This is a genomic window from Exiguobacterium sp. GL_137 (assembly GCF_057834585.1).
The window spans coordinates 394,510-419,450 of sequence record NZ_CM174406.1; the positions used below are offsets into that span (position 1 = coordinate 394,510).

Below are 24,941 nucleotides of genomic sequence, written 5' to 3' on the forward strand. Positions count from 1 at the left end.
CATCCTCCTGACTTTAGTAAGCGCTTTCATTTCGCTCTTTAAAAAACACGCGGCGTCAACTTTTCCTGAATCAGCTGCTTATTTAAAATGATTTGTTTGACTTCCCCAAGACCGATGACACGATCACCTTGTCTGACTTCGACTTTGGCTACTACACGGCGGGATGTGAGCTCGCTGACAGTGGCTTCGATGCGGATATTGGATCCGAGTGTCGCCATTCCTAAATGCTTCAAGGAAACAGCACCACCGACTCCTTCTTCCTGTTCTTCCAGGTAGGGGAGGATGAGTTTTCGAGCGGCCCATTCCATATGATAGACCATCGAGACGGTGGAGTAAGCCGGGTGGACGACCACACCTTCGAACTGAGCGAACATTTCTTCTGTGACAATCGCCTCGATGACAGCAGAGTCGCCGAGCGACAAACCGTTTTTCATATCGTTTCCCCCTTGCCTGTGACCACAGCTGGTCTTACCAAAAATAGTATAACACTTGTCACACGATATTTTATCAATCAGTTACAAAATGAGCAAACATTTTCAGGAATATTTTCCAAAAAGAAATATCATTTTTAGTGTTTCTCTATAGGAAAGGTCTTTATTCAGACTTTTAATTGAAAAAAAGACCGGAATCAAGAAATTTGGGAGCTTTTAACAAAATGAAGGATTGACAACATTGTGAACGTATCGTAGTTTAATGGTATAACCATTTTAAAACGGACGTTTATTTATTGTGTTATATAGACGCGGGAAGGGGTGCCACTTGTATAACGAAATCCTGGAAACGATGGAAGCGGAAGAACGATCCCGCTTACAGCTTGCAAGTTTACGTGAGACCGTTCGTCATGTGATGGAACATGTCCCGTTTTATCACACCCGCTTCATGGAACGGGGACTTAATCCGGAGGAATTCCAAACGATGGCGGATATTCAAAAGTTACCGTTCACATACAAAAGTGATTTGCGGGAACAGTATCCGTTTGGCTTATTTGCGGTTCCGCCTCAGGAAACGGTCCGGATCCATGCTTCATCCGGAACAAGTGGAAAACCGACCGTCGTTGGTTATACACAAAGCGATTTGGATGATTGGTCGAAAGCTGTCGCACGTGGTCTGGTCGCCATCGGTGCTGAAAAAACCGACTTGTTGCACAATGCTTACGGATACGGTTTATTCACCGGCGGACTCGGTCTGCACAGCGGAGCCGAACAACTCGGGATGACGATTGTTCCCGTGTCCGGCGGTAATACCGACCGGCAAATCACGTTGATTGAAGATTTCCAGCCCCGTGGAATTTGCGGAACACCGTCTTATATGTTGCATCTTGCGGAACGGATGGAAGAAAAGGGGCTTAATCCGAAAGCGAGCAGCCTCCGGTACGGGATTTTTGGAGCCGAGCCATGGTCGGAAGAACTGCGGAAGACCCTCGAAAACAAGTGGGGGATCCGGGCTTTTGATATCTACGGTCTCAGCGAAATCATGGGACCGGGTGTCGCAATGGAGTGTCAGGAACAAAACGGATTGCATCTGATGGATGATTTGTTTATCACGGAAGTCATTGATCCCGCAACGGGCGAACCGCTACCAGAAGGAATGGTCGGGGAACTCGTTTTTACAAGTTTGAAAAAGAAAGCGCTTCCAATAATTCGGTATCGTACCGGAGACTTGGCATCCGTCACGACAAAAATGTGCGGCTGTGGTCGGACGACGACCCGGATGTCGCGGGTCAAAGGGCGGACGGATGACATGATGATCATCCGTGGCGTCAACGTCTTTCCGTCCGAAATTGAACGGGTCTTATTACAGCAACCGGGTGTCACACCCCATTATCAAATTCACCGGATTCAACGGGCCGGTCTTGAAGCATTGGAACTGCACATCGAACTTGAACCGGGAACAGTTGCTGAAGAACTGAAACGGGGCATCTGTCATGCCATGAAAACCGAATGTCTGATCTCGGTGGATCTGATTTGTCACCCGCCATACGGTCTTCCGCGCTCTGAAGGGAAGGCTGTCCGGATCATCGACCGTCGCGCAATGTCCGAGAAGAAGTTTGTTTAAGCAGAGGAGGAACTGAAATGTACGATGCGACGCATCTTTTTGAACCACCGGTCATGACTGAAGAAGAAAAATTGGAACGGTTTAAAGAACGAATCGAAAACGGGGAAAAAATCGAAGCGGACGACTGGATGCCTGATTTCTACCGCGACACGCTGATCAAGCTGATTTCCATGCACGGCATCAGTGAAATCATGGGGGCTTTACCGGAAAAGGAATGGGTGCCAAAAGCTCCGTCGTTACGCCGGAAGCTCGGCATCATGGCAAAAGTCCAGGATGAGATGGGGCACGGTCAACTCCTACTTCGGGTCGTCGAGGATTTGATGAAGCCGTACGGAAAAACACGGGCCGACTTGATGGACGATTTATTTACGGGACGCCTCAAATTCCACAACGTCTTCCACATGCCGACGCGTTCGTGGGCAGATGCCGGAACAATCGGCTGGCTCGTCGACGGAGCAGCCATCATTACTCAGACGAATATGCTCGGGGCTTCCTACGGCCCTTATGCGCGGGCGTTGCAACGGATTTGTGCGGAGGAAGTATTCCATGCCCAGCACGGTGAGTCGATTATCATGGCACTGGCGGAAGGGACACCGGAACAAAAAGCGATGATTCAGGAATCCCTGGATGAATGGTGGGAATCCCTCTTGATGTTCTTCGGTCCGGCGTCGAAAGAGACGACCGGTACGTCCAAACAGGACGTGACGATTGCCTACAAAATCCGGACGAAAACGAACGAAGAGTTGCGTCAAAATTTCTTTACGAAATACGTTCCCCGGATCCGTTCGCTCGGACTCGTCATTCCGGATCCGACATTACGATTCGACGAGGAGACAGGACAGTGGATTTACGCCCAGCCGGACTGGACGGAATTCAAGAAAATCATTCAAGGTGGCGGCCCCCGTTCGAAGGAACGGCTCGCCTTACGTCAAACTTCGTATCAAAACAATGCGTGGGTACGCGAGGCACTTGCTGAGACGATCGGCTGAAGGAGGAGAGACCATGACGGAAACGTTTTATCAGGAGTTCGAGATTTTCAGTAAACGGACGCCGAATGCCGCTTTTACGCATCAGTTCAGTTTACTGGCACCGAATAAAGAGATGGCCCTTTTGATGGCGCAGGAAAACTTCATGCGCCGGGAGCCGGTCGTCGACATCTGGGTCGTCAAACGGGAAGATATCCGGGGAATGACTCCGGATGAAAAGCTGATGCTGCAACGGCTGGATAACAAAGATTACCGGACGACGAAAGGGTACGGCTACCTGAAGAAAAAATGGCGTCATTATGAACAACAGATGCTCGACGAAAAAGAAATCATGTCCTGGCAAGGAGGCGATTCCAAATGACGGAAGCAGAACGTTTGGCCTTGGGCTCACTGCTCTATCAATTAGCAGATGATGACTTTTTATATGCCTACCGCGGATCGGAATGGTTGGGACTCGCCCCGCATATCGAAGAAGATGTCGCGTCGTCCTCGATTGCTCAGGATTCGATGGGGCATGCGGCCATGTACTACCAACTGCTCGAAGAAATCGGCGAAGGAAAGGCTGATGCACTCGCTCATGTGCGGCTTGCGCATGAACGGAAAAACTCGGTCCTCGTCGAACGGGTCAACGGACCGGGATATTATATGGAGAATCCGGAATATGACTGGGCGTATGCCGTCGTGCGCAACTATTGTTATACGCTTGCGAAAAAGGTACGGATCGACTCGTTGAAAAAAAGCAGTTATGCGCCGCTCGCAGCACTCGCCGTCAAGGTCAACATGGAGTTGTACTATCATTTGTTGCACTGGCAAACGTGGTTCACCCAGCTGTATCAATCAACAGAAACAGCCCGTCAGAAGATGGATGCGGCTCTTGAACGGGTACTGGCTGACTTCGGTGACCTGTTTGATTACGGGGAAGCAGCAGAAAGGATTGACGAGATGCGCCTGATTGAGGGGCAGGGGATTTTACTGGATCGTTGGTATCAGGCACTGACACCGGTCCTCGTCGATCTGAACGTCACGTTGCCGGAAATGAACATGACCTACAACGGACGAAACGGTGAACATTCTTCTGATTTGAACGATGCCTTATCGACGCTCGGGGAAGTCTATCTGCTCGATCAGTCAGCGGTATGGTGAAGGAGGAACGGCAGATGGTGACACTAGAACAGGACATCCGGGAAGCCCTGGATACAGTTAAAGATCCGGAAATCGATGCGGTAAGTATTCTCGATCTCGGAATGGTCGAAGCGACGGAATGGACGGAGACCCCGTTCGGATACGATATCCGGATTACGCTTCTCCCGACATTTTTAGGATGTCCGGCGCTTGATATCATCCAAAAGAACACCGAATCCGCTTTGTTACAAGTGCCCCAGGTCAATACGGTCGATGTCGTTTTCCTGTTTGATCCGCCGTGGACCTCGGACCGGATTACAGAACAAGGAATTACCGGTCTGAAGTCCTTTGGAATTGCCCCGCCGCGGGTCGTCGACGGAAAGTGGGAAATCGACTGCCCGTACTGCGGATCGACGTTCGTCTCGATTGAAAATCTGTTTGGTCCGACGGCTTGCCGGAGTATTTTATATTGTAAATCATGCAAAAATCCATTCGAGGCGATGAAACCCGTCTCTACTCTCATGTGAAGGAAGGTAATCATTATGGTAAAACTAATCGCGCTTTATACACATCCGGAGAACAAGGAACAGTTTGACGAGCATTATTTCAATGTCCACGGTCCACTGACGGCCAAGATTCCCGGTCTGCAGCAGATGACGGTCACGAAGATCGTCGGTTCACCAATGGGCGGAGACGGTAAATATTATCTGATGTGCGAAATGGTCTACGAAAACCATGAAACGATGAAAGCCGGCATGCGTTCGCTTGAAGGAAAAGCGTCCGGTAAAGATTTGATGGGCTTTGCGGGAAATCTTGTGACGCTGATGATTGGTGAAGAAGTCCATGCTGACGCCACAGTACGTTAAGACAAGTATCGAGGGGCGAATCGGCCGGATTCGACTGAATCGCCCGGAACGTTACAATGCCTTGAACCGGACGATGATCCGGGAAATCGTCGAAGCGATGGAACAGTTTGATCAGGACGAAGCGATTACAGTCATTGTCCTGAACGGGGAAGGAAAATCCTTTTCAGCCGGAGCCGATATCGAGGAGATGGTCGACGCAACGCCGATTTCGATGGAATTACTCGATCCGTTTGCCGATTGGGACCGGATCAGCCGGTTACATAAGCCGCTGATTGCTGCGGTTCATGGATTTGTGCTCGGCGGCGGGTTTGAACTGGCACTGGCCTGTGATTTGATTTATGCGACACCGGAGACCCAGTTCGGTTTCCCGGAAGTCGGACTCGGTGTCATGCCGGGCGCCGGCGGGACGCAACGCCTGACGAAACGGATCGGCCGGACCCGGGCCCTTGAATGGTTATGGACGGGAGACCGGATGCTGGCATCGGAAGCAGAATGTCTTGGAATCATCAACCGGATTGTGGAAGCGGATCAACTCGAAGCAAGTGTTTTGGCCGTTGCCGAACGGATTGCGGCACAACCGGTGATGTCCGTGCGACTGATCAAAGATGCAGTCGATAAGGCAGGCGACCTGTCGTTGCAAGACGGCATGGATCATGAAAGAAGAAATTTCTACTTACTATTCGGGACGAATGATCAGACGGAAGGGATGCAAGCCTTTCTTGACAAACGTCAACCGACATTCAAAGGAAACTAAGGGGAGTGGGAGCTATGTCAACGGTACATGAAAAAACAATCGAGATGAAACGTTCCGTCTATCATCTGGTCATCAACGGCGAGCAAGTCGAAGGGACATCAGGGGAGACCTTCAAGACCTATAATCCGGCAACCGGCGAAGTCATCGCCGAAGTCGCAAAAGCTTCAAAAGAAGATGCCAATCGTGCGGTACAGGCGGCACGGGAAGCCTTCGATCACGGAAAATGGAAAATGTGGCCGGTTGTTCGCCGGTCGCAAGTCCTGAACAAAATTGCCGGTATCATGCGTTCACGTTTCAACGAACTGGTGGAACTTGAGATTCTCGATACCGGAAAATCCCTCGCGGCAGCGCAAGGGCAAATCACGCAAGCGATTGAAGACTTTGAATTTTATGCCGGAGCCATCGTCGGTCACCGTGGTGCCGTCAATAACGTGCCGGGGCAATTCCATAACTACACGGAAAAAGAACCGGTCGGTGTCTGTGCCCAAATCATTCCATGGAACTATCCATTGATGATGGCGGCCTGGAAAGTCGCACCGGCGATTGCGGTCGGCTGTTCGGTTGTCGTCAAACCGGCGACGCTGACACCGTTGACAGCTATCATCCTCGGCGAGATTTGTCTCGAAGCCGGTGTACCGGCAGGTGTCGTCAACGTCATTCCGGGGTCGGGTCGCGAAATCGGCAACCACTTGGTGGAACACCCGAATGTCGATAAAGTCGCCTTTACCGGTTCGACACCGGTTGGAAAAGATATCATGGGCCGGGCGTCGGAAAGCTTAAAACGCGTCACGTTGGAGCTCGGCGGTAAATCACCGAACCTCGTGTTTGAGGATGCTGACATCACGGCAGCCGTCGACGGGTCACTGTTTGGCATCTTCTACAACAGCGGGCAGTCGTGCGAAGCACGGTCGCGCCTGTATGTCCATGAAGACATTTACGATACGTTCATGGAACAATTCGTCGCCAAAACAAAACAACTGGTGCTCGGTAATCCGTTTGATAAAGGGACACATGTCGGGGCAATCATCGATCAACAACAGCTTGATGTCATCGACGGTTATGTCCAGTCGGCAAAAGCGGACGGAGCTACGATCTTGACTGGAGGTCAAATTGAGAAAGTGGCTGGTTTTGAAGAAGGTTTCTGGTATGCACCGACAATCATTGCCGATGTCACACATGAGATGAAAGTTGTCCAGGAAGAAATCTTTGGACCGGTCGTCGTCGTGATGAAGTTCAAGGATGAAAAAGAAGCCGTTCGTCTGGCAAACGACACAGAGTTCGGACTTGGGTCGGCAATTTGGACAAAAGATGGAGCACGCGCGACGCGGATTGCGAATCAGATCAAAGCCGGTATCGTCATGATCAACTGTCCGTTCTCGGCCTTCCCGGGCACACCGTTCGGCGGCTACAAACAATCTGGTTTCGGACGCGAACTCTGCATCGAGACACTTGATTTATATACGGAAACGAAAAGTATCCTGTCGTATTACGGCAGTCGTCCACTTAATCCGTTCGGACTGTAAAAACCAAGCGTGCGGACGTTCGTCCGCACGCTTTTTAAAGGGGGAAATCAGATGATGGTTCAACAGATGGTGGTCGTAGGGTCAGGTGTGATGGGCAGAGGGATTGCATACGTGGCAGCAGCCAGCGGATTTGACGTGACATTGGTCGATGTCGAGCAACACTTGCTGACATCCGCACAACAGGAATTGGAACAGATTGCCGATAAAGCCATCGTCCGCGGAAAAATGACGACGGAAGAAGTCGGGCAACTGTTTCAACACTTAAGTTATGCAACGGATTTAAAGGAGTCTGTCAGAGACGCAAATCTTGTCATTGAAGCCGTTCCGGAACGGCTTGATATTAAGCGGACCGTGTTTGAGAAACTTGACCGCTTTGCACCGGCCGATTGTGTTTTTGCGACGAATACGTCGACGATGAGTCCGACCGAGATTGCTTCGTTTACGAAACGTCCGGAACGGGTCATGGCGATGCATTTCTTTAATCCGGTGCACCGGATGCCGCTCGTCGAACTCGCTCGCGGGCTGGAAACATCGGATGAAACGGTCATAATCTGCGAAACCGTTGCGCAACAAATGGGGAAAGAGACAGTCGTCATCCGGGAGTTTCCCGGATTCGTCACATCACGCATCAGTGCCCTCGTCGGCAATGAAGCATTTTATATGTTGCAGGAAGGACTCGGCACACCGGAAGAGATTGATAAAGCAATTAAGCTCGGACTGAACTATCCGATGGGACCGTTCGAACTCGGGGATCTCGTCGGACTCGACACCCGCTTAAACAATCTACGGTATCTCCACGAAAAGTTAGGCGAAAAATACCGTCCGGCACCACTCCTCGAACAGTACGTCAAAGCAGGACGTCTCGGACGAAAAACCGGGCGCGGCGTCTACGATTATTCGGACAGCGGGGTGAAGAGCCGATGAGGCGTGTCGCCATCATAGATGCTGTCCGTACACCAATCGGCCGCTATAACGGAGCACTCAAAGACGTCCGGCCGGATGATTTAGGGGCCTGTGTCATTCAAGCACTCATCAATCGCAATCCGGGGGTGGATCCGGTTCAAATCGAAGAAGTGATTTTCGGAAATGCCAATCAGGCAGGGGAAGACAACCGGAATGTCGCCCGGATGTCCGGCTTGCTCGCAGGTTTGCCGGTTGAAGTAGCCGGAACGACCGTCAACCGGTTGTGCGGTTCCGGACTCGATGCCGTCATCGCCGCAGCCCGGGCGATCGCGATGAACGAAGGGGAAATCTATATTGCCGGTGGAACGGAAAGTATGACCCGGGCTCCACTCGTCATGGGAAAACCGGAAACGGGTTTCGCCCGTGGTAATCCGATGATGTACGATACGACGATCGGCTGGCGCTTCGTCAATGAAAAACTGCAAGCCCAATACGGAACCGACTCGATGCCGGAGACGGCGGAACACGTCGCAACCCGGTACGGGATTTCACGGGAAGCGCAGGATGATTTTGCCTTTTTAAGTCAGCAACGGGCGAAACAGGCGATGGAAACACATCGTTTTCAAACAGAACTTGTTCCGGTGCAGTATACGACACGCAAAGGACAGATCGTCGAAGTGGACACGGATGAACATCCACGTCCCGACACGAGCCGTGAAAAGCTCGGAACGCTCAAAAGCCTGTTTCCGAATGGCACCGTCACGGCAGGGAATGCTTCCGGTATCAACGACGGGGCAGCTGCCTTATTGCTCATGAGTGAAGAAACGGCGGAACGTCTCGGACTGACGCCGCTCGCCTATTACCGGGCCAGTGGTGTCGCCGGCGTCGAACCGGCTGTCATGGGAATCGGACCGGTCGATGCGACACGGAAAGCGCTGGACCGGGCGGGACTGACGGTCGACCAGCTGGATTTGATTGAACTCAACGAAGCGTTTGCCGCACAAAGCGTCGCCTGTATGCAAGAACTCGGATTACCGCCGGAAAAAGTCAACGTCAACGGAGGAGCCATTGCCTTTGGTCATCCGCTCGGTGCAAGCGGAGCACGGATTTTAACGACGTTAATCCACGAGATGTGCCGCACGAATCAGACATATGGTCTGGCGACGATGTGTGTCGGGGTCGGACAAGGCATTGCCCTCGTCGTGGAACGGGAGGGACTCACATGATTCATTTGGAACGACGCGACTACGTCGTCATCATTCGGATTGACCGGCCGGAACGGATGAACTGCTTTGATTATCCGACGCTGGTTGAGCTGCAACAGCTGGTCACGACCGTTCGTCACGATCCGACCATCCGGGTTGTCATCTTTACCGGAACAGGGAAGGCGTTCAGCGCCGGTGCTGACTTGAAGGAACGGGTGACGTTAAACGAAACGGAAGTCCGGCGAAACGTCGAAGCCATTCGTGACGTCTTCACAGATATCGCCCATCTGCCGCAACCGACGATTGCTGCGGTCAACGGTCATGCACTCGGCGGCGGTTTCGAATGGATGCTCGCCTGTGATTTCCGGATCATCGTCGAAGGGGCATTGGTCGGATTGACAGAAACCAGTTTCGGCATCATTCCCGGTGCCGGCGGGACACAACGGTTGCCGCGGTTGATTGGAGAGACCCGGGCGAAAGAACTGATTTTCACAGCCAGGAAAATTGATGCACAGACCGCTGAACAGTACGGGATCGTCTCGCGTGTCGTCGCAACAGGGGAAGAATTGATGGCAGTTTGTCTTTCGTTTGCGGATGAGATGTTACAAAACGGACCGGTTGCCATCCGACAGGCTAAACAGGCGATTGACCAAGGACTCGATCAATCTCTCTCGGAGGGCTTGAAAATTGAAACATCCGCTTACGAAGCGGTCATCCCGACGGAAGACCGGCTGGAAGCGTTACGCGCCTTCGCCGAAAAACGGACGCCGCAGTTTCAAGGAAAATGAGGATGGTCGTCCTCTGAAATAACACGTATACTAACGGTACACAAAAAAACGTTATATTAAAGAGAGAGTGAATGACATGAGTGCGAATACCCAATCGATGATTTTTACGGTATACGGAGATTACATCCGCCATTACGGCAATCAAATCTGGGTCGGCAGTCTGATCCGCCTATTGAAAGAATTCGGTCATAATGAACAGGCGGTCCGGGTTGCCGTTTCCCGGATGGTCAAACAAGGCTGGTTGACGTCACAAAAACAAGGGACAAAAAGTTTTTATTCGTTGACCCCGCGCGGTGTTGAGCGGATGGAAGAAGCCGCGCGACGGATATACAAATCGACGCCTCATGTCTGGGACGGGAAATGGCGGACCTTGATGTACACGATTCCGGAGGACAAACGGCAAATTCGGGATGAATTACGAAAAGAGTTGTCCTGGAGCGGTTTCGGGAATTTATCGAACGGGGTCTGGATTTCACCGAACCCGCTCGAAAAAGAAGCGGAGCGGTTGATTGACGCCTACGGTATCACCGAGTACGTCGATTTTTTCGTCGGCGAATATCATGGACCGCAACCGGATCAATCGCTGGTCGAACGCGCTTTCCCACTGGATGAGTTGCAAGAACGGTATGAACGGTTCATTGCGGAATACAGCCGGCGTTATATCGTCCATCAAAGCCGGATTCAGCTTGGCGAGATGGACGAGGAGCAGTGTTTTGTCGAACGGACGACACTTGTCCATGAATACCGGAAGTTTTTGTTTACCGATCCCGGTCTGCCGCAAGAGTTGTTGCCGGATGAGTGGAGCGGTCATCATGCCGCTTTGCTGTTTGAACAATACTACCGGTTACTCGCGGAACCGGCGAGCCGGTTTTTTGAATCGATCTTCCGTGAAACGCATGATGTGACGCAAAAAAGTGCTGATTATGATGCATCGGAACATCCGTTGTTCGCGGAACGATAAAACGAAAACGCTCATCCCGAAGAAGCGAGATGAGCGTTTTCGTGCCGACAATCAATTTTCAGCAAGCTGTTTGCGGAAGGCGTATCCTTTATCGACATACGAATCGATGGATTCCTGAATCATCTCAAGGTCTGCTGCCGTGAGTTCCCGCACGACCTTGCCCGGTGATCCGATGATGAGCGAACGAGGCGGGAATTTTTTGCCGGATGGGATTAAGGTGTTGGCACCGATGATACATTCTTCACCGATTTCAGCATGATCGAGAACAGTGGCCCCCATACCGACAATCGAGCGCCGACCGATTTTACAACCGTGCAAGATGGCATTGTGACCGACCGTCACTTCATCTTCGACGATGACCGGTGCACCCTCGTAGAGATGGATGGTCGCATTGTCCTGGATACTGCAACGTTTGCCGATCGTAATCGGTCCTTCATCGCCGCGCAGGACGGCATTGAACCAAATCGTCGATTCTTCGCCGACGGTCACGTTACCAATCAAAAAAGCACCGGGGGCGACAAACACATGTGTTGCTAGCTTTGGTGAAACATAGCGGTACGGAATATTCATAAGGACGCCTCTTTTCTAAAAATGAATTAAAATTCAGTCTTACTTAGTATACCATTCTTAACAACGGAAACGGAGGGAGACCATGTCTCGTCTATGTACCACATTACAGATTGATGTGCCGATCATTCAAGGGGGTATGGGGAACATCAGCCATGCCGAACTGACGGCGGCGGTCTCGAATGCCGGAGGTCTCGGAACGATTGGATGCGGAACGATGACGCCTGTCGAGGTCAAACAATTGATTGACGCGACACGAAGCTTGACGTCGCGTCCGTTTGCCTTGAATATCGCCATCCGGGTCTCACCTTATACCGAACAGTTGATTGAGTTAGCGATCGAGGAACGGATTTCGGTCGTGTCCTTGTCAGCCGGTAATCCGGCTCCTTTTTTATCGAAGTTACGGGAGGCGGGAATCCGGACGATTGGTGTCGTTGCTTCCGTCAAACAGGCAATTAAAGCCGAGCAGTCCGGAGTGGACATACTGGTAGCGGAAGGGGTCGAGGCGGCGGGAATCAATTCACCGCTCGAGTTGACGACGATGACCCTGATTCCGCAAATCACGGATCATGTCACGCTTCCTGTCCTTGCCGCGGGCGGCATCGGCGACGGACGTGGTCTTGCAGCAGCCTGGATGCTCGGAGCAGAAGGCGTACAGCTCGGAACCCGGTTGATTGCGACACAGGAATCCCGTGTCCATGAGCACTATAAAAGACACCTCGTGCAGGCGGATGATCTCGGGACACGAATCATCGGCCGAGAAGTCGGACAAGTCCGGCGGGTATTGAACGGACCGTATGTCGATGCGTTGCAGCCGACATCACTCGCTGCCTTTCAAGAACAGACGAACGAATCGTTTCATATCAAAGGGGCACTCGAAGGCGACGAGACGGCAGGATACGTCAATGCCGGTCTCGTTTCCGGTTTGATTGATGATGTTCCGACCGTTGCGGAACTCTTTAACCGGATGATGGATGATGCTTTCGGACGAATCGAACGGACATACCGGGCATTCCAGTAACGTGAATATAAGCGCAGCTGACCGATCAGGTCGGCTTTTTTTGTGTTTCAGGACATTTGTCCTTTAAAAAGATGACAGAATAGGGTCTACTCGTAACTAGAGAAAAAGGAGGATGAAGATGCAAGGAATCGTGTTTGCCTTATTCAGTGGATTGTTTATTGCCTTACAAGGCATCTTTAATGCCCGGCTCGGTGACGCGGTTGGTCCATGGTTATCCGTAACCATCGTCCATTTCGTTGGTCTGATCGGATGTTTATTGATTTACGGCTTTGTTCGGGATCGTAAAATCGGCGGTTTTCGCACGTTACCGCTTATTTATGCGAGCGGCGGATTGCTCGGTGTTTTAGTCGTCGTTACGGAACTGACGTCAATTCAATTACTCGGCATGACATGGGCAATGTCGCTGTTGCTCATCGCACAGATTCTGTGTGCCTTTGTAATTGATTTGAACGGCTGGTTCGGAGTCATTAAAAAAAGCAGTAACAAAGGGCAGTGGATCGGAGTCGGTTTGATGTTGACCGGCGTCCTGATCTTTTCATTTACCTGAGTAGGAGGAGATAGAAATGGGATTAGGCATGTTTTGTGCCATCGTCGCAGGGATGATGATCAGTTTACAAACTGTTTTGAACGCACGGATGAGTCATGTCTTTGGTGCCTGGGCGACGACGACGTTAGTCTTTTTGGTCGGTCTGATTGGTTCGTTGCTTGCCTTGGTTTTCTTTCGGGGCGGGGAGGTCGCAGCGCTTACGGAGGTCGAACCGCTTTATCTATTTGGCGGTTTCGTCGGTGTCGGTGTCGTATTTTGTGTCATGCGGGGTATTCAACTGCTCGGTCCGTCCATCGCGATTTCCGTCGTCCTGATTTCGCAACTCAGTTTTGCGTTGTGTGTCGACGTTTTTGGCTGGTTTGGTTTACCAAAAGTCGATTTATCGTTTGGGCAGATCATTGGTTTAGTCGTCATGCTGAGCGGCATTTTCGTCTTAAAACGGTATCAGGTCGTGGACGAGTCAAATCAAACAGATGAAATCAAAGCGATTTCTTAAAAACATCGTCAACCACTCAAAAGAGATCACGGCTTTCACGCGACTTTTACAGTAAAGTGCGTGAAAGGGTGATCTCTTTTAAAAGACGCTTCGTTTAAATCAGACGGATACTTCTTCTTTCCAGGCGACGTCGATAAAGGCATCACGGCCGGAGGCTTTCCGGTCTTTTTTGTAGTGGGCCGGATTTTTTTTATGGAAGTCCTGATGGTATTCTTCCGCCGGATAGAAAGCAGCTGCCGGTTCGATCCGTGTAACGATCGGTTGTTTGAAACGGTTTGTTGCAGCCAGCGCATCACGTGACGCAATCGCTGCAAGGCGTTGTTCTTCCGTATGGTAAAAAATCGCCGGGGCATACTGTGTACCACGGTCCTGGAATTGTCCGCCGGCATCGGTCGGATCCGTTTGCGGCCAATACAGTTCGAGTAACCGTTCGTATGAGAACAGTGCCGGGTCAAATGTAATCTCGACGACTTCGGAATGTCCGGTCGTTCCGGTTTTGACCTGCTCATATGTCGGATTGTCGACGTGTCCTCCTGTATAACCGGACACGATACTGTGAATCCCCGGTAATTCCTCAAATGGTGTCACCATGCACCAGAAACATCCTCCTGCAAATGTTGCTTTTTCCATGTCATCTCTCCCTTTCTCCTGGCCTCTTGAGCCGTAATGCTCTCATTTCTGACAGCGAGAAAACGAAAACGACTCCTTTGCTTGGTTGCAAAAGGAGTCGCCGCTTTTTATCAACCAAAGCTTTCGCTTTGCTGGTCGTAGCACCTTGCTGTGCGCAGGTTGCTGGGACGTCATCGATCCAGATCTCTCGGTCCACTCTTGATAAGTGTTATATGAAGTTGATGTAAGTTCGTTATCATTGGGATGATAATACCATTCATAAAAGTGGAAAGTCAATTCTTATGTTTGCAGGGCACGAAGAACTGTCGCCCCTAACGTTTTCGCCCCGATCAGTAAAGCCCGCTCATCGATTTCGTACTTCGGATGGTGTTGCGGATAAATCGTGCGTCCATCTGTTTTCGCGGAGCCGGTAAAGAAATAACTGCCCGGAACCTGTTCCAGGTAATAGGCAAAATCATCGGCTGCCATCATCGGTTTCATTTCACGGACCTGTGTTTCCGGCAAAAAACCGGCCGCTTCCCGGACGAGCTTCGTTTCATCCGGATGATTCCAAAGGGACGGGTAACCTGTCGTGAAATCAATGGAATAATCAGCGCCGATTCCGGTGCAGGTCGTCCGTGCGACGAGATCCACCTGTTGGCGCAACTGATGCCGGAGTTGTTCGTTGAACGTCCGGATTTCTCCGACAATCCGGGCTTCGCCGGTGACGATGTTCGGTGCGGTTCCGGCATGAAATGAACCGATTGCAACGATGGCCGGCTCAAACGGATCAACGCGCCGGCTGACGAGGTGCTGAAGATTACAGACAAGCTGTGCACCGGCGACAAGTGCGTCCTGCGTCCGGTGTGGCGCTTGGGCATGACCGCCTTGACCATGAACAACGATTTCAAATTCATCGATCGCACATAATGTATGCCCGCTGTGATAACCGATCGTTCCGACCGGAAGATCATTTTCGAGGTGTGTGCCGAAAATCGCATCGACACCGTCGAGACAGCCGTCCTCAATCATTTGAATCGCACCACCCGGAAATACTTCTTCACCGTGTTGGTGGATAAAGACGACAGTACCTGTTAATTCATCCCGGATGGCTTGAAAAGCAGCGGCGAGTCCAAGGACAATCGCCGTGTGTCCGTCGTGTCCGCAAGCATGCATGACACCGGGACGGATTGAGCGGAACGATAATTCCGTTTCTTCCTGGAGCGGTAACGCATCAAAATCGGCCCGGACCGCAATTGTTTTTCCGGGACGGGTGCCGGTCAGTGTCGCGACGATTCCGCTGCCACCGACGTTTGCACGGTAAGGAATACCGAGTGCATCATAAAACGCAGCAATTTTAGCAGGCGTCCGGACTTCCTGGAACGATAATTCCGGATGGCGGTGAAAGTCACGGCGTAAACGAATCATCTCTAATTCATACTCAGTTAAGTAGGTGAATAAATTTTCTTGCATCGAAATCATCCTTTTCGGTATGTCTTGAGTAAAAACGGGTACAGATAGAAGTAATCAATTAGAGGAGGAATCAACATATGGGTGAAATCATTGTCAATGCCGTTCTTACAGTCAAAGCAGGATTAGCTGATCAAGTCTTTCCGATTCTAAGTACAGTCTACAAAGCAGCGCAAAACGAGCCGGGCTGCCTACGTTATACGTTACATCAATCGATTGAAAATGAACATCAGTTCATGCTCTATGAAGTCTACCAAGACGAAGCAGCACTTGAGGCTCATATTGCATCGGACCACTATAAAGCATACCGCGAACAAATTGAGTTGTATCTTGAGGATCGTCAAGTGACAAAGTATGTCGAGATGACATTCTAAATCAATGAAAGAAGGGCGTATGGATCCGGAAGGGTCCATACGCCTCTTTTTGTGTTACATCGATTTGAAGCCAAGAAAGTGTTCCCGCCAACGCGGTTCATAGATCGAGTTGATTTGCAGCTGTGAGCCACCCGCATGAATGAAATATTCATTGTCGAGCATGATGCCGATATGCGATGGTCCATCCGTATACGTATTTTCGAAAAAGACGATATCCGATCGTTTCCCGCTACTGATTGTCGTCCGCCGGTTCGTAAAGAAAGCCCCGTACCAGTAACCACTGACGTTCGTCCGGCCGCCGTACTTTCCGGCTTCGTTCGTTGCGTAGTGAATCAGTCCCGAACAATCAAAACCGCCGTTGGCTGCCGTTTGAGAACCCCACGTATACGGCGTTCCCAAGTGTTTCGCGGCTGCTTGGATTAACTTTTCCCCGCGCGATGTATTCTTCTGTGCGATCCGTGCATCCGTCTTGACGGTGACAGCGCTGACCGGCAGATAAACAGGTGACCAGCCGGACTGAATGACATAAAAATTGCCGACCCGATACCGGGGATAGACGCGTTTTCCCTGTTCAATCAATCCGGCACTTTTCGGACTGACGGGTGTTGCAAAATAAGACGTTGTTGTTTTGACTGTATAGATTTTTTGACGGTTGATTGCTTGTTGGGCGTAACGCATATCCGGTTTCGTCGTCCCGATGTATGGATTGATGACGTAACCGGTCGTTCCGTTCGGTAGGCGAACCTTCCAAAAGTCATCGTCAATCGCCTTTAGACCAATCAGTTTCGTGCCTTTGCTTAAATAACCGGCAGGGCGGCTATACGCGACATCGGCTGAAAAGAGTGGGGTCTGATCAAAATGGACATAAAAGACCGTTCCGACTTTCGGACGCGCGACCGGTTTGTTTAAGCCGAGTTTGCTCGAGTCGACAAAACCAAACGTCGTACCGATCTTGACGCGGGTGTAATAGCCGCTTGTGCCGTAAATCGACAGCAGGGTATTTTTCTTCAGTGTACCGATTTTCCCTGTCAGACTGGCTTTCGGATGAACGACTAATTTATCTTCGAGGACGTAACGTGTTCCGGTGACATCATACAAATCCGGTTTTTTCGTCACAAGATCCGTTGTCTTGACGTAGCCGTACACTGACCCGACTTTGACGCGTGTATACACGCCGCTTGTGCCGTAAATATCGATGGATTCCGCCCGTTTTATAGAGCGAAGAACATTTTTGGCTGTCGTATCTTTAAAGATCGATGTGTTTTTGTTCGCATAACGAAGTCCTGTTTTAACGAAGACTTTTGTTGGGGCAAGCGTATTTGTTAAGACGTACGCATATTGTCCGCGGAATAAGATCCGGCTGTATGCACCGCTCGTTCCATAAACCGTCAGCAGGGTATTCGTCTGATGCTGCTTTAAGACGGGACTGGATACATTGGGAGCAGAACGGATTGCTGTCGGTGTCTGAACGTATAAACGATTTGTTTTGGCATAGACTTTTAATGGAGCGAGCGTATTTGTCAAAACGTACGCATATTGTCCGCGGAATAAGATCCGGCTGTACGCACCGCTCGTCCCGTAGACCGTCAGCAGGGTATTCGTCTGGTGTTCTTTTAAGACGGGACTCGATGCGTTGGGTGCTTGGCGGATTGGAGTAGGAGACTGGACATACAAACGGGCTGTTTGTGCAAAAAACTCCAAATCTCCTAACTGAGCCGTCAGGACAAATCCATAGACACCGTTTAAGCGGACTCGTGTATAAGCACCGGATACACCGTAGATGTCGACTAATTGATTTTGTGCCAATGTCCCAAGCAGTTTCCCGGTCGCCGCAGCGGTTGGGTAGACGTTGGCAAGTTGTTGACTGTACTTTTTGCCGGTTGCTTCATACGAGACGACCGGTTTCGTTCCGAGGTGAGCCGTTAAGACAAAAGCATATGTACCGTTCCACTCAATCCGGGTAAAAGTTCCTGACGTCCCGAACGTCTTGATGGAATCGTTTTGTTTCAACGTGGTGAGAGGTGTTCCAACTGCATCGGCTGTTGGATAAACCGACGTTTTTTCCTGAACGAACCGTTCACCGGTCATCGAGTACACAGGGATCGTACTTAAATCCGCTGTCAGGACGAACAGATAGCCAGTATCCTGTTTAATCCGGGTGAAGAGACCGACCTGACCGTATGTATCAAGCTGCTTATTTTGATCAAATGTTTGTGCTGTCGCCGTTGAAGAATCTGCTGCTGTATAAAGAACTGTGACCTTATTCGTATACCGGCTGTCGATTCTTGGATATATAGGGGTATCCGCTAATTGATCTGTCTTCACGAAACGATAGACGCCATCGAGCAGGATGCGTGTAAACAGACCTTCTGTCCCGAACGTCTCGACTTCAGTTGTGGCAGAAAGGGTAGCGACTGCTTCTGTACTTTCCGGTGTTTCGAAGACGGGGGTATCGGTTTGGGTAAACAGTTTACCGGTTGCAAGTTCCGTTTTCTCGTCGACGACCGTTTGCGAAATGTCTCCTTCTGCCAAGGTACTGATCGGGAATGAACTGAACAGCATGACGGAAGCAGCAAGTGTCGTGAACCATTTTTTTGAAAGAGGCATCGTATGTAAAACTCCATTTCTCTAGAAAATTAATTTTTACTCCAGTTAAAAATAAGTTTACCATGTTCATTTTTAAAGGTGTAAAAAGATATCAAAAAAAGTCAATCATCAACCAAATGCTACACAAGGAAATGAAAAACCGGCCCCTCCTGGATAAGAGGCACCGGTCTGATTTATTTTTAATCGTCTTCATGGTCGACCTGCCACTCCCAATCGAGCATGCCGTAAATGAGGGAATCGCGCCAATGGTCTTCGAGATAAACCGTTTCGCGGAGTTGACCTTCTTTCGTCATCCCGACTTTCTGGAGGACACGTTCTGAAGCGACGTTTCGCGGATCACATGTTGCTGTAATCCGGTGTAACTCCAGTTTCTCGAATCCGAATTCGAGTAAAAATGCGGCAACGGATGTCGCATAGCCGTTTCCCCATTCATCCGGCGACAGAATGTAACCGATCTCCGCCGTTTTGTGTTCGGTATCGGTGATCACCAGTTCACCGGCTCCAATCACACGATCATCCGGGAAGGTGACGGCGAAGACATACCGGCGGCGCGGATTCTCAAGTTCGCTTTCAAGTGCGTCATGAATAAATTGTTTGCTGTCACTTTCGGAGTTGGGTCCCCACGATTGATACTGACTGACGATGGGTTTTGAGGCATAGGCATGGACAGCTTCTAAATCTTCTGGAGTAAAACGACGGATCCGTAGTTGCTCATTGATTTTGTAGCGCATGATGGACTCCTCCTCTATAGTTGACTCTTTATAAGATATTGGCTGTTCAGCCGGATTTTCCTGTTTGACAGGCAAAATCGGGCGTGCTAAAGTCGGGGTATCGAATGAACAGAATAGTAATCCTCTAGGGTTCCGTTCGGCTGGACCAAGGGAGGAACATAAGGGGAACCTTATGCAACGGAGGGATAAAAGCCCGGGAGTAAAGCGTTTAGGCGCTTGCTCCCGGGCTTTTTTGTTTGATTCGAAACAGAGGAGGAAACAACATGGCAAAATATTGGTTAAGCATCATCCTGGCATCCTTTTTTGAAGTCGGTTGGGTCATCGGATTAAAACACGCAGCGACCCCACTCGAGTGGGGAGCGACGATTGTCAGCATCATCGTCAGCTTCACGGTGTTAATCAAGGTCAGTAATCATCTGCCGGTCGGAACGGTCTATGCGGTGTTCGTCGGACTCGGAACAGCGGGTACGGTCGTAACGGATATCGTCTTATTCGGTCAGTCGGCATCCATCATCAAGTTGATGTTGATTGCAGTCCTGTTAGTGGGCGTGATTGGTTTGAAATTAGTCAGTGGGGAGGGGGAACAACAATGAGTTGGTTCTATTTGATTCTGGCAGGACTATTTGAAATGTTAGGTGTCGTCCTGATCAATACGTTTAATCAGCAAAAAAACACCAAAAATCTGTTGTTGATGTTCGCTGGTTTTGGTCTCAGTTTTTTATTCCTCACTTTGGCGATGAATGAGCTGCCGATGGGGACGGCCTATGCGGTGTGGACCGGAATTGGAGCAGCAGGTGGTACGATTCTCAGCATGATTTTTTACAACGAAGCGAAGGATTGGAAACGGATTGTTTGTATCGGTTTAATTCTCAGTGCGACGATCGGTTTGAAGCTGGTCGGAGAATAAACATATCATTTAGATTACTTTTCCTGTTTGAGCCGACTGGGTGGCATATTTTAGCTGAAAAAAGGAAATACTCCTTATAAGACAAGTACGTCATTAAATTCGTGCATAAGGGGATGGATTGGTATGAAAACGAAACAGTATATCGGAACGTTTTATAAAGAAGAAGAACTGATTTCAAAAATGGATGAGTTGCATCAGCAAGGTCATCGCGAAGAAGATTTTTATATCATCGTTAAAGAAAAATCGAATCTTCAACTGGTCCGCAGTCAGATGGACGCGGAAATCGCGACGACGAAACCGTCGTGGATTGACCGGATTCGCGGGAATCAGGGACGTGATCAGGAAGTAAATGATCTGTTTGGTTCACTCGATTTACCGGCGGATCAAGTCGAGGTCCATAAGACGGAAGTCGAAGGCGGTGGATTCGTTCTGTTACTGGAAGTTCAGGACATTCAGTTCGATCCCCACTTAAACACGGACAATACACATCCTGACGTCAAAGTACGTTACGGCAGTTACGAAGAAACGCATACATCGGACGATGCCAATTCAAATGCCCAACTCGGATCGGGAAATCCGCTTGATGTCGATAAAGACTCAAAAGAAGAACACGCGGAGATTGATTTGCACCGTGCGGGTACGGATAAGATGCCGCAAGACGAAGAAGCCATTCATCATGCCAAGTTAAAAGAAGATCGTAAACCGGATATCGCGATGCGCCGGGACGATGATTTTAAGCGTCCGGAGTGGGAAGAACAAAAAGTACGTCACGAAGAACAGCAGGACGGGAAAAAAGACGACATCCACCGTCCGAACCGTTCGGCGGATCATTCCGATGATTTAGCAAAACAAGATCACGGAAATGATTTGGACCGTTAATGCATACAAAAAGGCTGACGCTCATGTCAGCCTTTTTGTATGGGGCGATGTTTACGTTGATGTAAGCCTCGTCTTATTTTTTATGCATGTCGTCCGGATTCGAGCCGGTCCGCTCATTCCGATTGAGCTGATCGATTTGTCGCATGTCATCCGGTGATAACACAAAATCAAAGATGTCCAAGTTTTCCTGAATCCGGCTTGGTGTGACGGATTTCGGGATCGCGATGATGTCATGCTGAAGATGCCAACGGAGAACGACTTGAGCAGGTGTCTTACCGTGACGTGCCGCGATGTCTGTGATGACCGGGTCTGTTAAGGCATCGCGTCCCTTCATCAACGGGCTCCAGGCTTCGACGACAATCCCGTTCTTTTGGCAAAATGCGCGAATCGCTTCCTGACTTAAGAACGGATGCAGTTCGATTTGATTGACGGCAGGGACGACGGTTCCTTCTTCCAATACCCGTGTTAAATGCGGAATGTGGAAATTCGATACTCCGATTGCTTTTGTTTTGCCATCTCGATACAGCTGTTCTAAAGCACGCCACGTATCCATATACAAATCCTCGTCCGGCATCGGCCAATGAATCAAGTATAAATCAACGTAATCAACCCCGAGCTTTTGAAGACTGGTTTCAAACGCGGCCAGTGTCCGTTCATAACCTTGATCCTTATTCCAAACCTTTGTCGTCAAAAAGATATCTTCCCGTGGAATCCCCGAATCCTTTAAGGCGCGACCGACACCGGTCTCGTTTTCATAAATCATTGCCGTATCAATGGAACGGTAGCCGACCCGTAAAGCTTCCCGCACCGCTTCATACACTTCCTGTTCCGGGACTTTAAACACACCGTATCCGAGTTGCGGCATGACCAGCCCATTGTTCAACGTAACGAATTCCATTTGAATTCCCCCTTAAGATAATAATCCTGTCTTACCCAGTTTACGCTTTTCACTTTCGAAAATCGAATCAAAGGAAGGGTTGAATTGGCACAAGGAAATCCGTATACTGAGCGTTAACAAATAATGGGAGGGATCAGGATGATTCGTCAAGCCGTTTTACAATACATACACGAAGAACAAGCCGTCGATCGGCTTTCAGAACTGTTACGGGGGAGAAAAGCGGTGCTGATTCACGGTGAACAGGCATTAAAATCGTCCGAACAGTATTTGCCGGAATTGCCGAAGCTGCTGTTTTCCGGACATTGTACAGATCAGCAGGTAATAGAGCTTACAGAACAATGTGCCACGTACGAAATGATCATCGCTCTTGGCGGCGGGTCCGTCATTGATACGGCCAAACAAGTGGCCGTCAAACGAAATTGCCCGTTGATTGTCATTCCGACGATCGTCTCGAACTGTGCCCCGTGGACACCCCTTAGTGTCATGTATGATGAACGGGGTCGGTACCTTCGTTTTGACACGATTCCTGTCGTCATTGAAGCATTATTGCTCGACCATCGGATTTTAGCAGCCAGTCCATATGATTATTTTGTTGCCGGACTGGTCGATACATTAGCGAAATGGTACGAAGCCCGGGCGCTGAGCGGATCGACTTCTGACCATCCTGTCGTCGAATCGGCCTTACGGATGGCAGAACACTGTAAACGATTAATTTTGCAGACACCGATCAGTCCAAAACAATTTCAGGAGTATTCGTCCCCGATTCAACATCTGGTGGAGACGGTCATTCCGCTTGCCGGAAGTGTCGGTGGATTCGGTGACGAAGCAACACGTGGGGCGATTGGTCACGGTGTTCATAATGCGTTATCTCCATTCCCGTCGACGAACCGGATTTTACACGGAAGTAAAGTCGGTTACGGCTTGTTGATTCAGGAGTTATTGTTAGGTGAAACAGTGTCCTATACAGAGTTGCGACAGTATTTGATTGAAAACAAACAACCGACGACGAGTACAAATCTAGGATTGACGGAAGCGGAGCGAGCCGACTTGGCGCAACGAATTGGTCAGGAACCGCTCTGTCAACTGATTGCGACGGATTGGTCGAAGGCGACCGTTCTTTCGGCCTTAATGAAAAATGACCGGGAAGCAGTACTCATATCTTGATGGAAATATAAGATAAAGCCCCTCTCCTCGAAGCGGAGGAGAGGGGCTTTACGATTACTGTGCTTTTGCCAGTTCTGAGTACGGTGCGGGACGGCCGAGCAGATAACCTTGTCCGAGATCAAATCCAAGTTCGCGGCAGAGATCGAGTTCTTCCTGACGTTCGATGCCTTCCGCAAGAATCTGAATCCCCATCTCTTTTGTTAAATGACGCGCTTTTCGTAAAAAGGCTTCATTTTCTGTTACAGTGTCACAGTTTGAGATGAAGGCACGATCAATTTTGACATAATCCGGTTGGAGTAACGACAACATATCAAGCGTCGAGAAGCCGGCACCGACATCATCGAGTGCTACTTGGATGCCTTGTTTTTTATATTGTTCGAAGACATGTTTCAAGTGATTGACGTCTTCGATTTTTTCCGTCTCGACGACTTCGAACACGAGCCGGCTTGGATCCACGTTATACCGTTCGACGATTTCGAACGTATGACGCAGGCAGTACTCCGGATTGTAGATGGTCGAAGGGAGGAAGTTAATAAAGGTTTTTTGCGTTCCACCGACCAGATGTGTTGCCCGAATCGCTTCTTCACGCGCCCGTTGATCGAGTCGGGAATGAAGCCCCATTTTGGAAGCGGTCGAAAAGAGCAGACCCGGGGACATCGGAATCGTTTGGTCAGCGGCCCGAAGCAACGCTTCATTCGCAAAAAGTGAGTTGTCTTGAATGTTGAAGATTGGTTGCAGATGACTCGTCATGATGCCGTTTTGAATGAAATCAATGGCTTGTCGGCTCTTCAACTGTTCGAGCAAAACAGAAGCTGCAAGTACAGGTGTCACGAGACGTGATCCGTTCGCCCGGCAGGAAACCGGAAAATCCCCAATCTGTAACGTAGAGCTAAGGATTTGTTCCAACTGCTCAAATGAACTGTAAGAAAATACTTCTGGCGCAGGCGATTGAATATGTAAAGAACCGGCCTCGATAAAACGGATTGTTGTTGTACATTCGGCGCAAGGATGCCACATGAATGGGTGTCCACCTCTCTTGGTAAAATACGTCTGTAAAAGATGTATTTATTAAATTAGTTAAAGTCTTTACCCGAAGATAATCTATAAATAAACCTGATATCAACTATTTGTCCTTCAATTGACCAAAGTAAAAAAAAAGATAGGTACAGTTCATCTTTTGATGAACCATCCTGTCTTTTTTATCGGTTAATCGGTACATAATTTAAAGGATTACGATCGAATCCACAAAATCCAAAGCGTAGCATGCAGTAAAATTGCTAACGGTACAAAGAGTTGGAATTTGGCGGTCCGTGTTTTATGCCGGACGAGTTGCATTGCCAAAAGCGTCCCGAGAGCGCCGCCTAAAAAAGCAATTGTCAACAAGGTGGCTTCCGGCGTCCGCCATTCGTGTTGCTGCGCTTTACGTTTATCCCGCCACATCGAAACGAATCCAATGATGGACATGATCCCGTAAAATACAACGATACCTGAAAAAATAGTCATAGCAG

The 24,941-nt window shown here is 49.7% G+C and carries 29 protein-coding genes and 1 riboswitch; of the genes, 20 read left to right on the forward strand and 9 right to left on the reverse strand.

Annotated features, from left to right (window positions below; all coding sequences use genetic code 11):
- Window positions 1-38: 38 nt before the first annotated feature.
- On the reverse strand, window positions 39-434 hold the full coding sequence (locus AC3IRK_RS02140; RefSeq protein WP_131503388.1) for a thioesterase family protein: 396 nt from the start codon (window positions 432-434) through the stop codon (window positions 39-41).
- A gap of 349 nt (window positions 435-783) precedes the next feature.
- Between AC3IRK_RS02140 and AC3IRK_RS02145 the strand changes: the two genes are divergently transcribed.
- From AC3IRK_RS02145 to paaX, 12 genes are all read left to right on the forward strand, one after another.
- Window positions 784-2,055 (forward strand): phenylacetate--CoA ligase family protein, encoded by a 1,272-nt coding sequence (locus AC3IRK_RS02145; RefSeq protein WP_489170720.1) that lies wholly within the window; start codon window positions 784-786, stop codon window positions 2,053-2,055.
- A gap of 17 nt (window positions 2,056-2,072) precedes the next feature.
- A complete protein-coding gene (paaA, locus tag AC3IRK_RS02150) occupies window positions 2,073-3,044 on the forward strand; it encodes a 1,2-phenylacetyl-CoA epoxidase subunit PaaA (protein ID WP_071499513.1) in 972 nt (323 codons plus the stop codon).
- A gap of 13 nt (window positions 3,045-3,057) precedes the next feature.
- Window positions 3,058-3,402, forward strand: coding sequence for a 1,2-phenylacetyl-CoA epoxidase subunit PaaB (paaB, locus tag AC3IRK_RS02155; RefSeq protein ID WP_131503389.1), 345 nt, complete (start codon window positions 3,058-3,060; stop codon window positions 3,400-3,402).
- Window positions 3,399-4,184: a 1,2-phenylacetyl-CoA epoxidase subunit PaaC gene (gene paaC / locus AC3IRK_RS02160; RefSeq protein WP_131503390.1), complete on the forward strand. Its 786-nt coding sequence runs from the start codon at window positions 3,399-3,401 to the stop codon at window positions 4,182-4,184. Before paaB ends, paaC begins: the two co-directional genes overlap by 4 nt.
- Before the next feature lie 14 nt (window positions 4,185-4,198).
- The gene (gene paaD, locus AC3IRK_RS02165; RefSeq protein ID WP_489170356.1) at window positions 4,199-4,690 is read left to right on the forward strand and encodes a 1,2-phenylacetyl-CoA epoxidase subunit PaaD; all 492 of its coding nucleotides are present in this window, start codon (window positions 4,199-4,201) and stop codon (window positions 4,688-4,690) included.
- A gap of 15 nt (window positions 4,691-4,705) precedes the next feature.
- Window positions 4,706-5,029 (forward strand): EthD family reductase, encoded by a 324-nt coding sequence (locus AC3IRK_RS02170; RefSeq protein ID WP_489170357.1) that lies wholly within the window; start codon window positions 4,706-4,708, stop codon window positions 5,027-5,029.
- Complete coding sequence (locus AC3IRK_RS02175) at window positions 5,007-5,783, forward strand: enoyl-CoA hydratase/isomerase family protein (RefSeq protein ID WP_131503393.1); 777 nt, start codon at window positions 5,007-5,009, stop codon at window positions 5,781-5,783. The genes AC3IRK_RS02170 and AC3IRK_RS02175 overlap by 23 nt, the downstream gene beginning before the upstream one ends.
- Window positions 5,784-5,797: 14 nt before the next feature.
- Complete coding sequence (locus tag AC3IRK_RS02180; RefSeq protein ID WP_489170358.1) at window positions 5,798-7,306, forward strand: aldehyde dehydrogenase family protein; 1,509 nt, start codon at window positions 5,798-5,800, stop codon at window positions 7,304-7,306.
- A gap of 54 nt (window positions 7,307-7,360) precedes the next feature.
- On the forward strand, window positions 7,361-8,230 hold the full coding sequence (locus AC3IRK_RS02185; RefSeq protein ID WP_489170721.1) for a 3-hydroxyacyl-CoA dehydrogenase: 870 nt from the start codon (window positions 7,361-7,363) through the stop codon (window positions 8,228-8,230).
- Window positions 8,227-9,435: an acetyl-CoA C-acyltransferase gene (locus AC3IRK_RS02190; RefSeq protein WP_489170359.1), complete on the forward strand. Its 1,209-nt coding sequence runs from the start codon at window positions 8,227-8,229 to the stop codon at window positions 9,433-9,435. Before AC3IRK_RS02185 ends, AC3IRK_RS02190 begins: the two co-directional genes overlap by 4 nt.
- The gene (locus tag AC3IRK_RS02195) at window positions 9,432-10,202 is read left to right on the forward strand and encodes an enoyl-CoA hydratase-related protein (protein WP_131503396.1); all 771 of its coding nucleotides are present in this window, start codon (window positions 9,432-9,434) and stop codon (window positions 10,200-10,202) included. Before AC3IRK_RS02190 ends, AC3IRK_RS02195 begins: the two co-directional genes overlap by 4 nt.
- 76 nt (window positions 10,203-10,278) lie before the next feature.
- Entirely contained in the window at window positions 10,279-11,163 is an 885-nt protein-coding gene (paaX, locus tag AC3IRK_RS02200; protein ID WP_026829354.1) for a phenylacetic acid degradation operon negative regulatory protein PaaX, read from the forward strand.
- A 51-nt stretch (window positions 11,164-11,214) separates the two neighbouring features.
- Here paaX and AC3IRK_RS02205 read toward each other — a convergent pair whose 3' ends face one another.
- Window positions 11,215-11,733 (reverse strand): gamma carbonic anhydrase family protein, encoded by a 519-nt coding sequence (locus AC3IRK_RS02205; RefSeq protein WP_489170360.1) that lies wholly within the window; start codon window positions 11,731-11,733, stop codon window positions 11,215-11,217.
- A gap of 82 nt (window positions 11,734-11,815) precedes the next feature.
- Here AC3IRK_RS02205 and AC3IRK_RS02210 point away from each other — a divergent pair, with 82 nt between their 5' ends.
- The 3 genes from AC3IRK_RS02210 (at window position 11,816) to AC3IRK_RS02220 (ending at window position 13,794) form a co-directional block, all read left to right on the forward strand.
- Window positions 11,816-12,751 (forward strand): NAD(P)H-dependent flavin oxidoreductase, encoded by a 936-nt coding sequence (locus tag AC3IRK_RS02210; protein WP_489170361.1) that lies wholly within the window; start codon window positions 11,816-11,818, stop codon window positions 12,749-12,751.
- 118 nt (window positions 12,752-12,869) lie between these two features.
- Window positions 12,870-13,298 (forward strand): DMT family transporter, encoded by a 429-nt coding sequence (locus AC3IRK_RS02215; RefSeq protein ID WP_489170362.1) that lies wholly within the window; start codon window positions 12,870-12,872, stop codon window positions 13,296-13,298.
- Window positions 13,299-13,314: 16 nt separating this feature from the next.
- Window positions 13,315-13,794 (forward strand): DMT family transporter, encoded by a 480-nt coding sequence (locus AC3IRK_RS02220; protein ID WP_131973311.1) that lies wholly within the window; start codon window positions 13,315-13,317, stop codon window positions 13,792-13,794.
- Between the two features lie 99 nt (window positions 13,795-13,893).
- On the opposite strand, the gene msrA is transcribed toward AC3IRK_RS02220, so the two are convergent.
- Both msrA and AC3IRK_RS02230 read right to left on the reverse strand, forming a co-directional pair.
- Complete coding sequence (msrA, locus tag AC3IRK_RS02225; protein WP_131503401.1) at window positions 13,894-14,424, reverse strand: peptide-methionine (S)-S-oxide reductase MsrA; 531 nt, start codon at window positions 14,422-14,424, stop codon at window positions 13,894-13,896.
- Between the two features lie 104 nt (window positions 14,425-14,528).
- Window positions 14,529-14,632: riboswitch (SAM riboswitch) on the reverse strand.
- 71 nt (window positions 14,633-14,703) lie between these two features.
- A complete protein-coding gene (locus AC3IRK_RS02230) occupies window positions 14,704-15,876 on the reverse strand; it encodes a M20 metallopeptidase family protein (RefSeq protein WP_489170363.1) in 1,173 nt (390 codons plus the stop codon).
- Window positions 15,877-15,953: 77 nt separating this feature from the next.
- Here AC3IRK_RS02230 and AC3IRK_RS02235 point away from each other — a divergent pair, with 77 nt between their 5' ends.
- Entirely contained in the window at window positions 15,954-16,247 is a 294-nt protein-coding gene (locus tag AC3IRK_RS02235; protein ID WP_026829347.1) for a putative quinol monooxygenase, read from the forward strand.
- Window positions 16,248-16,301: 54 nt separating this feature from the next.
- On the opposite strand, the gene AC3IRK_RS02240 is transcribed toward AC3IRK_RS02235, so the two are convergent.
- Window positions 16,302-18,854 carry an NlpC/P60 family protein gene (locus tag AC3IRK_RS02240; protein WP_489170364.1) on the reverse strand — a complete coding sequence of 851 codons (2,553 nt, stop codon included), beginning with the start codon at window positions 18,852-18,854 and terminating at the stop codon, window positions 16,302-16,304.
- A 179-nt stretch (window positions 18,855-19,033) separates the two neighbouring features.
- Window positions 19,034-19,585 carry a GNAT family N-acetyltransferase gene (locus tag AC3IRK_RS02245; protein WP_131503403.1) on the reverse strand — a complete coding sequence of 184 codons (552 nt, stop codon included), beginning with the start codon at window positions 19,583-19,585 and terminating at the stop codon, window positions 19,034-19,036.
- A 263-nt stretch (window positions 19,586-19,848) separates the two neighbouring features.
- Between AC3IRK_RS02245 and AC3IRK_RS02250 the strand changes: the two genes are divergently transcribed.
- The 3 genes from AC3IRK_RS02250 (at window position 19,849) to AC3IRK_RS02260 (ending at window position 21,371) form a co-directional block, all read left to right on the forward strand.
- Window positions 19,849-20,178, forward strand: a complete 330-nt coding sequence (locus AC3IRK_RS02250; RefSeq protein ID WP_114597081.1) for a DMT family transporter — start codon at window positions 19,849-19,851, stop codon at window positions 20,176-20,178.
- Complete coding sequence (locus tag AC3IRK_RS02255) at window positions 20,175-20,492, forward strand: DMT family transporter (RefSeq protein ID WP_114597082.1); 318 nt, start codon at window positions 20,175-20,177, stop codon at window positions 20,490-20,492. Before AC3IRK_RS02250 ends, AC3IRK_RS02255 begins: the two co-directional genes overlap by 4 nt.
- A gap of 123 nt (window positions 20,493-20,615) precedes the next feature.
- Window positions 20,616-21,371 (forward strand): general stress protein, encoded by a 756-nt coding sequence (locus tag AC3IRK_RS02260; protein WP_131503404.1) that lies wholly within the window; start codon window positions 20,616-20,618, stop codon window positions 21,369-21,371.
- A 73-nt stretch (window positions 21,372-21,444) separates the two neighbouring features.
- Here AC3IRK_RS02260 and AC3IRK_RS02265 read toward each other — a convergent pair whose 3' ends face one another.
- Window positions 21,445-22,269 (reverse strand): aldo/keto reductase, encoded by an 825-nt coding sequence (locus AC3IRK_RS02265; protein ID WP_489170365.1) that lies wholly within the window; start codon window positions 22,267-22,269, stop codon window positions 21,445-21,447.
- A gap of 138 nt (window positions 22,270-22,407) precedes the next feature.
- Here AC3IRK_RS02265 and AC3IRK_RS02270 point away from each other — a divergent pair, with 138 nt between their 5' ends.
- Window positions 22,408-23,433, forward strand: coding sequence for an iron-containing alcohol dehydrogenase family protein (locus tag AC3IRK_RS02270; protein WP_131973309.1), 1,026 nt, complete (start codon window positions 22,408-22,410; stop codon window positions 23,431-23,433).
- 54 nt (window positions 23,434-23,487) lie between these two features.
- Here the strand turns inward: AC3IRK_RS02270 and AC3IRK_RS02275 are convergent, their stop codons facing one another.
- A complete protein-coding gene (locus tag AC3IRK_RS02275) occupies window positions 23,488-24,450 on the reverse strand; it encodes an EAL domain-containing protein (RefSeq protein ID WP_131503407.1) in 963 nt (320 codons plus the stop codon).
- Between the two features lie 213 nt (window positions 24,451-24,663).
- On the reverse strand, window positions 24,664-24,936 hold the full coding sequence (locus AC3IRK_RS02280; protein ID WP_489170366.1) for a DUF1294 domain-containing protein: 273 nt from the start codon (window positions 24,934-24,936) through the stop codon (window positions 24,664-24,666).
- Window positions 24,937-24,941: the final 5 nt, after the last annotated feature.